The organism is Hymenobacter sp. FMD4 (genome assembly GCF_058932745.1).
On sequence record NZ_JBZYWH010000014.1, the window covers coordinates 85,446 to 99,467 of the forward strand.

Here is a 14,022-nt window from a genome sequence, read left to right on the forward strand (position 1 = left end):
CCCCAACATCCCTGACGAGCTTATGAGGAACACTTCCTGCTGGAAAATGGTAGTGCTTGGGGCGAACAACTGGTGGTTACGTTGACCACCAGCTCGTCGATGACAACTACTTATAAAGATGCCTGAACTACCCGAAGTCGAAACCTACCGGCGGTTTCTGGATGAGTTGATGCTGGGCCAGACCATTGTGGGCGTGGACGTGTTGGATACCAAGGTGCTTCCCATCGGCGAGGATGCACTGCGGCGGGCGGTGGCGGGGGCCACCGTCACCGGTACGCGCCGCCTGGGTAAGAATTGCTTTCTGGAGCTTTCATCGGGCCAGGTGCTGGTGCTGCATTTTGGCATGACCGGAGACGTGGGGGCTTACCGCGACGAACACGACCGTCCGCGCTTTACCCGCGTGGCGCTGCACCTAGAAGAGGGCCTACGAATTGCCTTTATTGACCCGCGCAAGTTTGGGCGTATTCGACTAGCCAAAAGCGTGACCGAGTACCGCCACGAAAAAAAGCTCGGCCCTGATGCCCTAGATCTGAGTCCTATGGAGCTCAAGACGGCCTTGTCCCGTAAGAAGACCTTGCTCAAACCCCAACTGCTCGATCAACGCCTGACGGCGGGCCTGGGCAACTGGATTGTGGATGAGGTGCTGTTTCAAGCCAAGCTGCACCCGGAGCGGCACTCCAACTCATTAAGCCCGGAGGAAGTGGAACGCCTGCACTCAGCTATTCAAGTGGTGCTGAGCACCGCCATCGAGCAGGAAGCCCGGTACCAGCAGTTTCCGACGTCTTTCCTGATTCACGCCCGCGAATGGGATTCCTATCCTGTGGCCGGCTCCGACGCTTTTAAGTACTGCCCCGTCGATAAAAGCGCAATTGTAAAAAAATATGTCGGAGGCCGTGCTACGTATTTCTGTCCGGTTTGCCAGAATACGCCTGCATAAGTATCTTTCCTACTTGACGATAAGCAAAAGCCGCTCTATATGATATAGCAGCGGCTTTTGCATTATATCAACGTAATAAAGTACAATATCAAATTGTATTGGACTTTAAAAACATAATGTTAGAATTATTGACTTTTTCCGTGAAAGTCTGAATTATAGTTTCTAGTTTAGCATTGTCGACGGCAAGAAAGGTCTAGAAACCTGCTCGAAGCGAGAAGTTGGAAAGTGCCTGAAGTCAGAAGCTTACGAACAGAAATCAACGAAATCTCTCCACCACACTCTTAACCCCTCTTCATGAAGAAGTTGCCCGTTTACCTGAGCTTGGCACTGGCTGTTACCAGCCTGGCATCGTGTGAGAAAGAATTAGAAGCAGTACCCCAGCCTTCGGCTCGCGCCGAAGCCCAAGCCCAGCAAACGCCTCAGCAACTGCTAGCCGGTGGTCAGTGGCACATGACAGACCTGACGACCACCAGCCAAGAAGCTGGCGCCGCCGAGGCTGTAACCGTGAGCATGTACGCTCGCCTCAAGCCCACCCTGCGTGACAACCTCACGCAATTCACCACCGATGGTCGCTACGTGCTCGACGAAGGCGCCACCAAAGTAAACCCCGAAGCTGCACAGCAGAAGTCAGGCACGTTCGCGCTCAGCGAAGATGCCAAGACCCTGACCGTCACGCTGCCTGACTACCAGCGTCAGTACACCGTGGAAGAGCTTTCGGCAAACACCCTGCGTCTGAAACTGACGGACGGCGAAGGCCCGACCGCAGTAACCTACGTGAGCACCTTCACTCACTAAGACAGCGCACCGATTTCCAAAGTCCCGTTGTCTCCACCCAATGGGTAACGCCCGACCGCTGCTGCGGCCGGGCGTTTTGGTTGGTAGAAAAGCTGAGGCTGGGTAGACTTACGAGCGGCACCTACATGACAGACGGCAGGGCACGAACGTCAGCAGGATTGGCAAGCAGGTGGCTCCTGGCTGTATTGCTCCCCTCCTGTTGCGGCACCTGCGTTGCATACCAAGCCGCTGAGCCTATCGTGCGTTATTGCTGCTGCTGTTGCTGCTGTTGCAGTTCCAAGTGGTTACGGTAAGAGTTTGCGGACATTTCGGGGTCCGGCACCTCGTAGGCATGCATTGGGACTAGCGGCGGGGCCTTGGTTTCGCTTGACTGGCGGCTTTCGATGTGTACTGCCACCTCCAGTTTGTGGCTGCCGCTGCCTTTGTAAGTGCCTTTCACCGGCGTGCAGTCCGGGAAGTTGCGGCCAATTGCCACGCGCACGTGCCCGTCGTTGACGATGCAGTTGTTGGTGGGGTCGAGGCCTAGCCAGCCGTAAAAGGGAATATACGCCTCCACCCAGGCATGCGTGGCCCCTGTTCCCCGTACTTCTTCTTTTTGGGGGCACACGTAGCCGCTTACGTAGCGCGCCGGAATGCCTACCATGCGCAGCAAGGTCAGCAGTATGTGGGCGAAATCCTGACACACCCCCGCCTTTAGCCGCCAGATATCCTCGGCGGGGGTTTCGACGTTCGTAACGCCCGTGCGGTACTGGAACGTATCGAAAACGTATTCCGACAGCACCAGCGCGTTTTTCAGGGGCTTATCGGTGTAGTCGATGATCTGGCCTAGCGTCTGTTGCACTTCCTGCGCGGACGGAAAATCCTCCTGCACCAGAAAATCGATAAAGGCTGGCGCCTGCTTCAGGCTATGCAAGTGCTGCCACTGATGCTCAGCGGGCTGCTCATCCATAGGAAACAGGATCGGCCGGGTTACGACGTCCTTCTCCGATTCGATAACTAGTACGGTGTGCGGCGCCAGCACGGTGAATACCCCTACTGTATTGCCAAAGTAGTCGGCGTAGTTGCAAATGGAGGTGGGCTGCCGCACACCGGAATCGTGAACGACGGATACCTCGTGCCGAATCACCTCCAGTCGCTCGTCCTCGAGGGGATAGAGCATGATCTGATTGGCGCAGTCGATGACCTCGGAGGCGTAGGTGTAGCGCGTGATGTGCTTGATGGTATAGGAAGGCATTGGCGTGCGGTTAGCTTCTTCCGAAATAGTTTTTGCCCAAAGCCCCGGCTATGTCAAGCAGCGTCTTGCGGGTTTCCAGCAGAAACTCGTTTAGCTGCTCGGGCTTACGGGCCGGCACGCTGCTGTACTTCACCTGGCTGCTCAGCCGCCCAATCATGAAGTCCAGTTCGGCGTGGTTATCGGGCAGGCTATCGGTTTTGAGCCGCTCGAAATACCAGTGCAGGCGCGCCAGGCACGCCGACAGGGAATGGGTGAAGTGCGAATCGTGCAGCACAAACTGCAGCACGCTTTCCTGGTTGAAATTGCCGCGGTATTTTCTGAAGTAAAGCTCCTGCCCAAACAAGGAGTGCAGCAGATAGCGCAGCTCGGCTACTTCCCGGCCGCCGGGCGCCTTTTCAGCAATGCTCAACCATTTGATGCGCACGATATCCGTGGTTTGCACGGCACGCTCCAACAGCCTGCCCAAGCTCAGGTAACCGAAGCTTTCGTCGCGGGGCATGGTGTTCTGCACGGCGCCGCTAAACACCAGGCCGTTGCGCATGAGCCCATCGATACCCGACAGCGGGTCGCCGTACTGGATTTGCTGCGTGATTTCCCCGCCGCGGATGGCGTGGTAAAAGTCGTTCAGGCACTGCCACACCTCCTGCGTAATATGATCCTGCACGGCGCGGGCGTTTTCGCGCGCCTGCAGTACATTATTATAGGCCGAGGTGATGTTGTTCTTATCGAGAATCAGCCGATCCAGCACCCGGGCAGTGTCCCGTTCGGTCGTGGCCAGCTCATCCAGCTTAAGGCTGCCGTAGCTATACAGCAGCGGGCGCCAGCTGAAATCCTGTGGGTTGTCTTGGGAGGCCTGGTAATGGATGCGAATGACTTGCAACATGGCTTGCGTCCGCTCCATGTAGCGGGCCAGCCAGTAAATAGTATCGGCAACGCGACTTAGCATGAAAGAAAAAAAGAAAGAAAACGGGAATGGATGAGCAACAGAACTTAACGACAACCCCGCGGCATAACTGAGGCGCGGGTGCTGCCGAGCTCTTATTCTGGCCCCAGCACCCAAGTATCTTTGCTGCCGCCGCCCTGTGAGGAGTTTACCACCAACGACCCCTCCTGCAACGCCACCCGCGTAAGGCCGCCCGGCACGATGTCGATGCCCGAAGGGCCGTAGAGGGCATAAGGCCGCAGGTCGACGCGGCGGGGCTGCAGCACCCCGTTGAGGTAGCAGGGTGTGGATGATAGGCTGATGATGGGCTGGGCAATGTAACTGCGCGGGTCTTCGGTAATGGCCTGCCGGAAAGCCTGCATTTGCTCCGCAGTAGCACTGCTGCCGATGAGCATGCCGTACCCACCCGATTCGTTGGTGCGCTTAATCACCATTTTGTCCATGCTCTCAAATACCATTTGGCGCTGGTCAGGGTCGCTCATTTGGTAAGTAGGCACCGTTTTCAGAATCGGCTCCTCGTTGAGGTAATACCGAATCATCTGCGGCACATAGGAATACACCGCCTTGTCATCGGCCACGCCATTGCCCATGGCATTGACGATAGCCACATTGCCTTTGCGGTGAGCCGCGTAAATGCCCGGCACGCCCAACATGCTATCGGGCCGGAACACCAGCGGGTCCATGAATTCGTCGTCGACGCGTCGGTAAATTACGTCCACCTGCTTTAAGCCCTTGGTGGTTTTCATAAACACGTGGTGGTTGTGCACCACCAGGTCGCCGCTTTCCACCAGTTCAATGCCCATCAGGCGCGCCAGCGTGGCGTGCTCGAAATACGCCGAGTTGTAGATACCAGGCGACAGCAGCACCACGGTCGGGTCGTTGGCTTGGTTACTACCCAGGGCCAGTAAGTTGCGGAACAGTAGATCGGGGTAGCTTTTGACCGGCTGCACGTTGTTCTTGGGCAGCAGATCGGGAAAGATGCGCGAGGTGATGTTGCGGTTTTCGAGCATGTACGACACCCCGGACGGCGTGCGCAGGTTGTCTTCCAGCACGTAGAACTGCCCGTCGGCGTCGCGGATCAGGTCCACGCCGGCCACGTGCGTGTAGATGTCGTACGGCACCTGCACGTTCATCATTTCGCGCAGGAACTGGGGGCAAGAGTAAATCAAGGACGCCGGAATGAGGCCGTCCTTAATGATGAACTGCTCGTGGTAGATATCCTTCAGGAAGATGTTCAGCGCCCGCAGCCGCTGCTTGATTCCCGCCTCGATGTGCTGCCACTCCTCATACTGAATGATGCGCGGAATGATATCGAACGGAAAGATTTTCTCGATGCCCTCGCCGCTGCTGTAGACAGTAAACGTGATGCCCTGACTCATGAACAGCTTTTTGGCCTGTTCATCCTTGCGCGTCATCTCCGTGCTGGGCAGGTTCTCGATGGCGGCGACAAACTTTTGATACTCCGGGCGAATCTGCTCCGCGTGAAACATCTCGTCCCAGATGTTGGGCTGCTCCCGATAGGTTTGCAGCAAGGAGTTTTCTTTCATACTTGAGGTAATGGCCAAGCCAGGCAACATCAACCACACTCTCACATTGTTGCCTGGTGCCCTTACCTACGCTTATCTACTAGTTAAGTTGTATTTTAATAATACCTCATCAGCATGATCAGGCGTAAAAGCTAATACTCAGTTAGTAAAAACCATTCCTATAATTGATTATATTCTACCTTAGTAAGAAGCCCGCGTAGCTTCTACGTGCCCTAAGAGGCATATTTTGTTACCCTTGGCTCTGATTAGAAGCTAAATTTTTTGCGAACAATACTGAACCCAAGTATCAGGGGGCGCGATTAATACCCATTGACCGCAATGTAATTATACCCAGCTATTCGTCTGCCATGCGTAGTTGTACAGCAAGGTCAAAAAGCCGACGGATTTTCCAACTTAAGCAGGCATTACCCGTTTGATGTGCCTTACCAGAACCGCTTTGCAATTATCGACCACTCTCCTCTATCCAACTGCTTATGAAGCTCTTCACTTGCGAAAACTGCGGACAGATGGTCTACTTCGAGAACGTCTCGTGCGAACGGTGCAAAAACCCCTTGGGGTTTGAGCCAGCTCAGCAGCAGGTAGTGTCGCTGCTGAAGCGTGACGCGCAAAGCTTCGCCCAGTGCGGGCAGCCAGATGGGGCAACCTTGAAATACTGTGCCAACCACGCCCACCAAGCCTGCAACTGGCTGCTGCCAGCCGAGAGCAACGAGGAGCTTTGCCTTGCTTGCAGCCTGAACCAAACCATTCCCAAGCTCGACGAGCCCAACCACCTGGAACGCTGGCAGAACCTCGAAAAAGCCAAGCATCGGCTGGTATTTAGCCTGCTGCAGCTGGGCCTGCCCATCGTCAGCAAAGCCGAAAACGCCGACACCGGCCTGGCCTTCGACTTCTTGGCCAGCGAACAGAAGCCCAAGGGCGAAAAGGTAATGACCGGCCACGACAACGGGCTTATTACCATCAACATTGCGGAAGCTGACGACATCGAGCGGGAAATGGCCCGCCGCAACATGGACGAGGTGTACCGCACCGTGCTGGGGCACTTTCGGCACGAAGTGGGTCATTATTATTTCGACCGGCTTGTTGCCGATTCGCCCCACATCGATGAGTTCCGCCGGCTGTTTGGGGATGAACGGGCCGATTACGGCGAAGCACTCCAGAAGCACTATGACCAAGGCGCTCCTGCCGATTGGAATCAGCACTTCATCAGCTCTTACGCCACCATGCACCCGTGGGAGGACTGGGCCGAAAGCTGGGCGCATTACCTACACATTGTCGATACGTTGCAGACGGCCTTCGCATTTGGCATCCGAGTAAATCCTCAGGCGGGTGGGGTGAACGACGAACTGACAGCGGCCATCACCACTGACCCTTATCAACTGGACGATTTCGAAGCCATTATGGACCAGTGGCTGCCTCTGTCCCTAGCCCTGAACAGCCTTAACCGCAGCATGGGCTTGCACGATTTGTATCCCTTCGTCATCCCCTCAGCAGTAATTGAGAAGCTGACGTTCATTCATAACGTATGCCGCCAAGCGGCTCAGGCCAAATCATAGGTTGCCACGCAAACTAAGGACTCGGCTGTATTAACCAAGCCACGTTAGGCAGCCAGTCGCGCGAACAGTACCGGCCTGCGCCCGCCTTATCATCGCACCGTTGTGGCCGCTTTCCTGCCTATGCGGCCGGGCTTGACGGTTCCGCCCCCTTGGAGTTTTTAACCTGAACGGGCATGGTTGAGGAGAAACAGTACGACCCGTTTAAATAGAAACCCGTCAGCCGCCTTCGTAAGCTAGGCAACTGACGGGTTTCTATTTAAGCGGTCAGTGCAAAGCCCGATGGCAGCACTATCCCCGCCGTTTTGTTGGCTGTGCAGCTTTATAGCTGACCTAAGCTGGGCGGCGCGTAACAGGTTGGATGGCCCTCTTTTCTCCACTGATAGCCATCCAATGCAAAGCCACTACAACGGCCTCGCCCTATGCCACAACGGCTGCACGCAAGCGGCGCTGCACCTGTGGCAGCGTAGCGTACAATTGCTCCAACGAATCAATTACGAAGTAATCCGTTTGGAATACGTCTTTGCGAAAGGCAGTATCAAGCACCGCATCTACCTTGAATGAATGCCGGGTAGGCTCCTCCCCAAGGCTGTAGCGCGTTTCGCCAGCCGACGACAGAATGCCCGCCCCGTAGATGCGCGACTCGCCGCTGCCGCCGTCGCGGATCAGGCCAAACTCCACCGTAAACCAGTACAGGCGGGCCAGGAGCTCCACGGCAGCCGGGTCAGAAGCGTGCAGCGTGCCGATGTGGCCTAACTGGTGCAGGAAGCGACAGAAATCGGGGTTGGTTAGCAAGGGCACGTGGCCGAACACGTCATGAAACATATCAGGCTCTTCGAGGTAATCCAGCTCCGAGAGCTTACGCAGCCACGTGGTAGCGGGAAACTTGCGGGCGGCCAGCAAGCCGAAAAATAGCGCATCGTCGACGATGCCCGGTACGGCCACCAGCTGCCAGCCGGTGAGGCGTTGCAGCACTTGGTTGGTTTGGCGAAAATCAGGAATCTGATCAGCGGTGAAGCCGATGCGGGCCAGACCGGCCATAAACTCGGGTGCCGCTCGCCCGGGTAGGGCCTGCAGTTGCCGCTCAAACAGGAGCTGCCATACTTGGCGGTCTTCGGCAGTGTACTGGTCGTAGTGTTGCTGGAGCGTATTCATGTTAGTGTACGTTTGAGGTAGGGTGAAAAACAAAAAGCCCCACTCCGGCTATCGGAGTGGGGCGAGTATGAAGTGGGTTCCTGAGGAGACGTTAGGGGGTCTGCGACGGGGCCATCGTACATACACGACCGTTGCCGAAGCCGGAGGGCTGGCAGGTCGGGTAATAATAATAGTACGACTGGCAGAAGAGGTGCATAATGCAAATATGGTGATTTTCTGAAAAGTAGCGCGGCGCTTCGACCAATAATTTAACACCAAGAGCTACTAAGCCCCCACCAAACCACTTAAGTCAAACCGGACTTTGCCGATTGGCAGTAGCGTCTAGAAAGCCTCAAAACTGCTTAGGCAGCCTTAAGACTGGCACCATGTGACACGGACCGCCACAGCCGACTACGCCGGGTACGGGTCATGATTTCCCAGCTCGTTATTTTCGCGTTCGGCTTTGCGGGTAAGCGTAGTCAGCCAGGATTTGGTCACCGCCGATTCGCTCTCGAAACCGCGGCGGCGCTCGTTGCCAGCTGGGCCGGTAGCATCGGGCAGGGTGCGGTTCAGGAGGCCCATCAGATCGGCGAGGGTGCTGGGAGCAATGCCGTGCAGACGAGAAATAATTTTGGCGGGCAGGCCTAGGATCAGCTCCGCATCGCCGCGCCGGGCGGCACCCCAGATCTGCCGGGCGGCGTAATCGGCACTTACGGTGAGAGCCGGCAACGAATCGGCCACCATAAACCAGGCAAACTCCAACAGGTGCTGCCCTTTCACAATGGCTTGCCGGGGCGAACCCGTGCGCATCAGGCCTGGGCATACGGTGGTAACGTACACGCCGTAGCGCTGCAGCTCAGATCGAAATACTTCTGACAAGCCCACCAAGGCAAATTTGCTGGCGCAGTAAGGCGCCAAGTGAGGCACCGCTACCTTCCCTCCCACCGAGGCAATATTGATGATACGGCCCTCGCGGCGGCGCTGCATATCAGGCAGCACGGCGTACATGGCGTGCAGCGGGGCCCAGAAGTGAATGTCCATCGACTCTTGATAGTCGCGGGTATCCATGTGCTCGAGTGGGCCGCCGGTGATGATGCCGGCATTGTTGATGAGTACATCAATGGGGCCGAGTTGGCTCTTGACTTCCTCGATCATCGAACGCACGGCGCTTTCGTCGCTCAGGTCGCGCACGAGGGTGAGCACCTCAGCGCCGTCGGTAGCCAGCTCTTGCCGGGCGCGGTCCAGTTCGGCGGCGTCGCGGGCACAAATGGCAACGCGGGCGCCTTCGGCTACGGCCTGACGGGCCAGCACGAGGCCCAGGCCGCGCGAACCACCGGTGATGAGGACTACGCGGCCGCGTAAGTCATACGAGCCGCGCCGATTGGCCCACAGGGCGGCGGCGGCCACGGCCGCGCCAATGCCGGCGGCCTTCAACCATGTATTGCGAGACTGCTGCTTCATGCTTCAGCTATATTGGATAGCTGGGGGAAAGGTTGCGGGCAAGAGGTGAAATGCTGGAAGGAGCGGGAATAATCCGACTGCTAAATGCGTTGAGGCAGCACGAAGCACTCTGGCACGCTATTTTCGTGCACGCTTCTGCCTAGCGCCCATATTGTAGGGCGTCATTGCTGATTTCCAAACATGAACATTCTCCCTAAATCCCTCTTGCTGGTCAGTCTATTACTGATAGCAGCGCCCAGCGCCTGGGCTCAGACGAGCAGCGCCAAAAGCAAACCCGCCACTGCTACCCAGTCGACGCCCCCAGCACCGAAGCTCGATGAGGCCAAAATTCAGGCCCAAGCCGATGCGCTGACGCTGAACCTAAAGCAGGCCCTGGGCCTGAGCCCGCAGCAGGAGGAAAAAGTCCGCCAGATTAACCTGCGCAGCGTGCGCGATGTGGAAACCGCCCGCTTTCAGTACCGCACCGATCTGCGGAAAATGAACTACCTGGTAGAAGAAATCGGGCAGGCACGCATGGCGCAGCTCAAGGATGTGCTTACGCTGGCGCAGTTCGATAAATACCAGAAGGCCCGCGAAAAGAAGATGGGCATTCCGAACGTGCAAGGCAACCAGGGCAACGCTGTGCCGGGCATGCGCGGCGAGGAGTAGGAATTTGGATTAGGGCCATTGGACGAAAGTCGGAGTAGTTTAAAAAACAGGCTTTTATCCCTTCCGTCTGTCATCCTGAGCTTAGCGAAGGACCTGTCTACGGCTGAACGAAACGCAGTTACGATTACTGTTCCAGCGCGGTAAGGTCCTTCCTTCGTCAGGATGACGTAACCTGAATGGCTTTCCCGCATCCTTCATTCCTAATCCAACACTAACACAACGAGCCCCGGCGCAGCACTGCGCCGGGGCTCGGACGTTTTGGGGGCAAGCACATTGGCGGCTCGCGGTTACAGGTGCAAGTCGAACGTATCAGCTCCCAGCTTTACGATAATGCCGCCGACTACCACCAAGAACAGCACCCGCACGAAGCCTACGCCCCGCTTCAGGGCCATGCGGGCCCCGAGCGTTGAGCCGATCATATTGCACACCGCCATGGGCACGGCTACCGTCCAGAGAATTTGGCCGGTATAAGCAAAATACCCTAGCGCCGTGAGGTTGGTCGCCACGTTCACCACCTTAGCTGAAGCCGAGGCGCTCAGGAAATTATACCCGAACAGCCCTACAAAGGCGAACAGCAAAAAGCTACCCGTACCGGGGCCGAAAAAGCCGTCGTAGAAGCCGATGAGCATGCCCACCAGCACGCCGTACAGTTGCTCGCGCTGGTCGGACAAACGCGGCGCGTGAATGGCACCGAAATCCTTGCGCCAAAAGGTATAGATGGCAATAACCACCAGCAGCCCAAGCACCAGCGGCCGCAGCAGCTCCGAGGGCAGCAGACTCACCACGCGGGCACCCAGAAACGAAAATACCCCGGCCGTAATAGCGGCTCCGCCCACGGCCTTCCACCGGATGGGCACCTGCCCGGCGTAGCGGCGCAGCGCCGCCGCCGTGCCCGCCACCGACGATACTTTGCCCGTGCCCAGCACCGTGGGTACCGGCACGCCCTTCAGCAAAAGCAGCATGGCCGGCAGCTGAATCAGGCCGCCGCCGCCCACGATAGAATCCACGAATCCGGCCAGAAAAGCGAAGGCGCACAGCAGCGCCAGCGTCGCGTCGAGATACTCCATAAAGGCCGCAAAGGTACTGCGGTCGGTTGCCTCCTGCCAACCTTCGGGCCGGGCGCTGGTTTTGGGCTGGTCAGGCAGCCGCCGCGCCGATTTTTCGTATTTGCAGTTCTGCCCAATCTTCGCCGCGCCTATTCATGAGCCATACATTAACCCACCGCGACCGAATGCTGACGCTGGCGGGCGTATTGCTTGCCATGTTCTTGGGCGCGTTGGATCAAACCATCGTCTCCACGGCGTTGCCACGCATCGTAGCTGATTTACAGGGCCTAGACCGCTTCACCTGGGTGGCTACGGCCTACTTGGCGGCCAGCACGGCGCTGGTACCCATCTACGGCAAGCTGGCGGATACTTTTCCGCGGCGCAACATCGAAATCGGGGCCATCACGGTGTTTCTGATCGGCTCGGCCTTGTGTGGGCTGGCGGGTGAATTCGGGCCTCTGCCTTTGCTCGGCGACGGCATGAGCCAGCTGATCATCTTCCGAGCAGTACAGGGCTTTGGCGGGGCTGGCTTGTTTGCGCTAGCCTTCATCATTATCGCCGATTTGTTTCCGCCGGCCGAGCGCGGCAAGTACCAAGGCTTCGTGGGAGCGGTGTTCGGCGTGTCGTCGGTGCTGGGACCGTTTCTGGGTGGCCTGCTCACTGACATGGGCGACAACTTGATTCCGGGCGTGGCGGGCTGGCGGCTGGTGTTCTATGTAAACCTGCCGCTGGGCGCAGTGGCGCTGTGGTTTATCCTCAAAAACATGCCCCTGCTGCGGCCCAGCGGCGCCTCTAGTCGCCTTGATCTGCTAGCGGCCTTGCTGCTCGTGACGGGCATAGGGTCACTGATTGTGGCTTTGCAGCTCAACAAGTCGGAGCACCCCTGGACGTCCCCCGTTACGCTAGGCATGCTGGCCCTGGCCTTCACCCTGCTGGGCTTGTTTGTGGGCCGCTCCGTACGCTCGGCCCACCCCATTCTGGATTTTAGTCTGTTTCACAACAAGGTGTTTCGCTCGGCCAATGCGGCGCTGTTTCTGCTGGGCGGCACCTTTCTGAGCCTTATCATTTTCGAGCCGCTGTTCATGGTAAACGTGCTGGGCACCTCGGCCACCCGCGCTGGCATCAGCCTGATTCCGTTGTCGTTGGGCGTGGTTACGGGCTCTAACGTGGCCGGACAGATGGTCTCGCGCCGGGGCGGGCACTACAAGCGTTGGATGGTTGGCGGGGCAGTGCTGCTGCTCATCGGCTTGAGCCTGATGGCTACGCTCTCGCCTAGCACCCAGTATTGGCAGGTGCTGGTGTATGTATTTGTCTGCGGCATTGGGCTCGGACCGAGCATGCCGCTTTACACTTTGGCCATTCAGAACGCCACCGAGCCACGGCTAATGGGCCAGGCAACTTCGGCCAGTCAGTTTTTTCGCCAGATCGGGGGCGTGGTGGCAGCGGCATTTTTGGGCACCGTGCTTACGCTTAGCCTCGGTCACCTGCTGCCCACCTCGAATGCTCCCGCCTCATCCCAAGCAGCTCAACAGGCCGTCGTTAGCGAGGGACCTGCCCTGCCCATAGCTCAAACTCCCGAAGGCGGGCGCCCGGCCCCGGCCACTCAGGCAGCGTTTAGCAGCGGCATTTCGCGCATCTACTTTTTTACCATTGGCTTGGTGGCACTGAGCTTGGGCGCCACTTTGCTGGTGCCCGAGTTACCACTGCGTAAGTCTAACGCCGGTACCCCACCGGTAGTGGAATAACAACGCAGCTGTTTAAGCATAGAAGAGCGCCCTACTGGCCGCGCGGAGTCTTGGCGTCTTTCCAAAGAACTGAACCTTTCAACTTTTCGGCAAAGGGTTGATCGTTTTTCATAGTTTCGATAACACTTGATGGCTTTCGCCAGAAGGCGAATGGCCTAGGAGCAAACTACTAGTGCCAATAAGAGCATAACCTTCGCCACGCTTTCAAGAGGCCCCAACACATGAGTGGCTTCACTTCCCTAGGCGCATGAGCTGAGCTAAAGATAACGCCGGTAATACGGCCTTTTTTCATCTTCTTAAAGTAATCAACAAAGCGGGCAGTGAAGCTGTCCATTTGATATCTAACCTGACCTATCTCGGTCGTTTCTTGCCCCAACCTGTCCTATGAAGAGCCTTGGCAAGACGGTTTTATTCGTGAGCTTGTCGATTGTACTACTGCTTTCGGTTGGATCCATGCTGCGGTGGTTGCAGCGCCACCCAGGAGAACCCTCGTGGTTTGGGGCCGTGGTAGTAGGCGGGGCCGCTTTTACCATGGGCGTTACGGGAGTGTTTGGGATGCTCAGCCAGGCAGCACCGGTGCACGGCTTGTTGGGACAAGGATTTTATTCCTGTATTGCCCCAGAGCATGTGCAGGTGCTGTACCGCTGGCTCGGCGTAGAGCGGTTGCGCCGTTTTCTCTGCTGGGTGCACTACCACCAGCCCCAGGCCCGTCAGCAATATTACGGCGGCGGCAAAGCCAATCTGCCCCGGCTGCTGGCCAACACACAGAGCGCCGAGTGCTGCCACTTGCTGGCTTTTGTAGCCATGCTGCCCTTGCCGCCGTACTTCCTGTACCTTGGCCGCTATGATCTGGCGGCCGGCGCGGCTGCCGGCAACTTGTTCGGCAATTTCTACCCCGTTGTGCTCCAACGCCAGCACCGGGCACGGTTGCTCCGACTTGGGGTGCTGAGGCAGCCACGTCCTGTGCCCTTTTTGCCCTAAC

The 14,022-nt window shown here is 57.4% G+C and carries 12 protein-coding genes; 6 read left to right on the forward strand and 6 right to left on the reverse strand.

Annotated elements, in window-relative coordinates:
- Window positions 1-118 precede the first annotated feature (118 nt).
- A complete protein-coding gene (gene mutM, locus AC5FXY_RS13905) occupies window positions 119-937 on the forward strand; it encodes a DNA-formamidopyrimidine glycosylase (protein WP_493557292.1) in 819 nt (272 codons plus the stop codon).
- A gap of 294 nt (window positions 938-1,231) precedes the next feature.
- On the forward strand, window positions 1,232-1,732 hold the full coding sequence (locus AC5FXY_RS13910) for a lipocalin-like domain-containing protein (RefSeq protein ID WP_493557293.1): 501 nt from the start codon (window positions 1,232-1,234) through the stop codon (window positions 1,730-1,732).
- A 244-nt stretch (window positions 1,733-1,976) separates the two neighbouring features.
- On the opposite strand, the gene AC5FXY_RS13915 is transcribed toward AC5FXY_RS13910, so the two are convergent.
- From AC5FXY_RS13915 to AC5FXY_RS13925, 3 genes are all read right to left on the reverse strand, one after another.
- A complete protein-coding gene (locus AC5FXY_RS13915) occupies window positions 1,977-2,966 on the reverse strand; it encodes a transglutaminase family protein (RefSeq protein ID WP_493557294.1) in 990 nt (329 codons plus the stop codon).
- 10 nt (window positions 2,967-2,976) lie between these two features.
- Window positions 2,977-3,912, reverse strand: coding sequence for an alpha-E domain-containing protein (locus tag AC5FXY_RS13920; protein WP_493557295.1), 936 nt, complete (start codon window positions 3,910-3,912; stop codon window positions 2,977-2,979).
- Window positions 3,913-4,004: 92 nt separating this feature from the next.
- Window positions 4,005-5,456, reverse strand: a complete 1,452-nt coding sequence (locus AC5FXY_RS13925; RefSeq protein WP_493557296.1) for a circularly permuted type 2 ATP-grasp protein — start codon at window positions 5,454-5,456, stop codon at window positions 4,005-4,007.
- 473 nt (window positions 5,457-5,929) lie between these two features.
- Here AC5FXY_RS13925 and AC5FXY_RS13930 point away from each other — a divergent pair, with 473 nt between their 5' ends.
- Window positions 5,930-7,009, forward strand: a complete 1,080-nt coding sequence (locus AC5FXY_RS13930; RefSeq protein WP_493557297.1) for a zinc-binding metallopeptidase family protein — start codon at window positions 5,930-5,932, stop codon at window positions 7,007-7,009.
- Between the two features lie 417 nt (window positions 7,010-7,426).
- On the opposite strand, the gene phhA is transcribed toward AC5FXY_RS13930, so the two are convergent.
- Together phhA and AC5FXY_RS13940 are read right to left on the reverse strand one after the other, a co-directional pair.
- A complete protein-coding gene (gene phhA / locus AC5FXY_RS13935; RefSeq protein WP_493557298.1) occupies window positions 7,427-8,161 on the reverse strand; it encodes a phenylalanine 4-monooxygenase in 735 nt (244 codons plus the stop codon).
- Between the two features lie 390 nt (window positions 8,162-8,551).
- The gene (locus AC5FXY_RS13940; RefSeq protein WP_493557299.1) at window positions 8,552-9,601 is read right to left on the reverse strand and encodes an SDR family NAD(P)-dependent oxidoreductase; all 1,050 of its coding nucleotides are present in this window, start codon (window positions 9,599-9,601) and stop codon (window positions 8,552-8,554) included.
- 180 nt (window positions 9,602-9,781) lie between these two features.
- On the opposite strand from AC5FXY_RS13940, the gene AC5FXY_RS13945 reads away from it, so the two are divergent.
- Entirely contained in the window at window positions 9,782-10,249 is a 468-nt protein-coding gene (locus AC5FXY_RS13945) for a hypothetical protein (RefSeq protein WP_493557300.1), read from the forward strand.
- Window positions 10,250-10,536: 287 nt separating this feature from the next.
- Here AC5FXY_RS13945 and AC5FXY_RS13950 read toward each other — a convergent pair whose 3' ends face one another.
- Window positions 10,537-11,316, reverse strand: coding sequence for a sulfite exporter TauE/SafE family protein (locus AC5FXY_RS13950; protein ID WP_493557301.1), 780 nt, complete (start codon window positions 11,314-11,316; stop codon window positions 10,537-10,539).
- Window positions 11,317-11,450: 134 nt separating this feature from the next.
- Between AC5FXY_RS13950 and AC5FXY_RS13955 the strand changes: the two genes are divergently transcribed.
- The gene (locus tag AC5FXY_RS13955; RefSeq protein ID WP_493557302.1) at window positions 11,451-13,040 is read left to right on the forward strand and encodes an MDR family MFS transporter; all 1,590 of its coding nucleotides are present in this window, start codon (window positions 11,451-11,453) and stop codon (window positions 13,038-13,040) included.
- Between the two features lie 384 nt (window positions 13,041-13,424).
- Window positions 13,425-14,021, forward strand: coding sequence for a glycosyl-4,4'-diaponeurosporenoate acyltransferase CrtO family protein (locus AC5FXY_RS13960; RefSeq protein WP_493557303.1), 597 nt, complete (start codon window positions 13,425-13,427; stop codon window positions 14,019-14,021).
- Window position 14,022 lies beyond the last annotated feature (1 nt).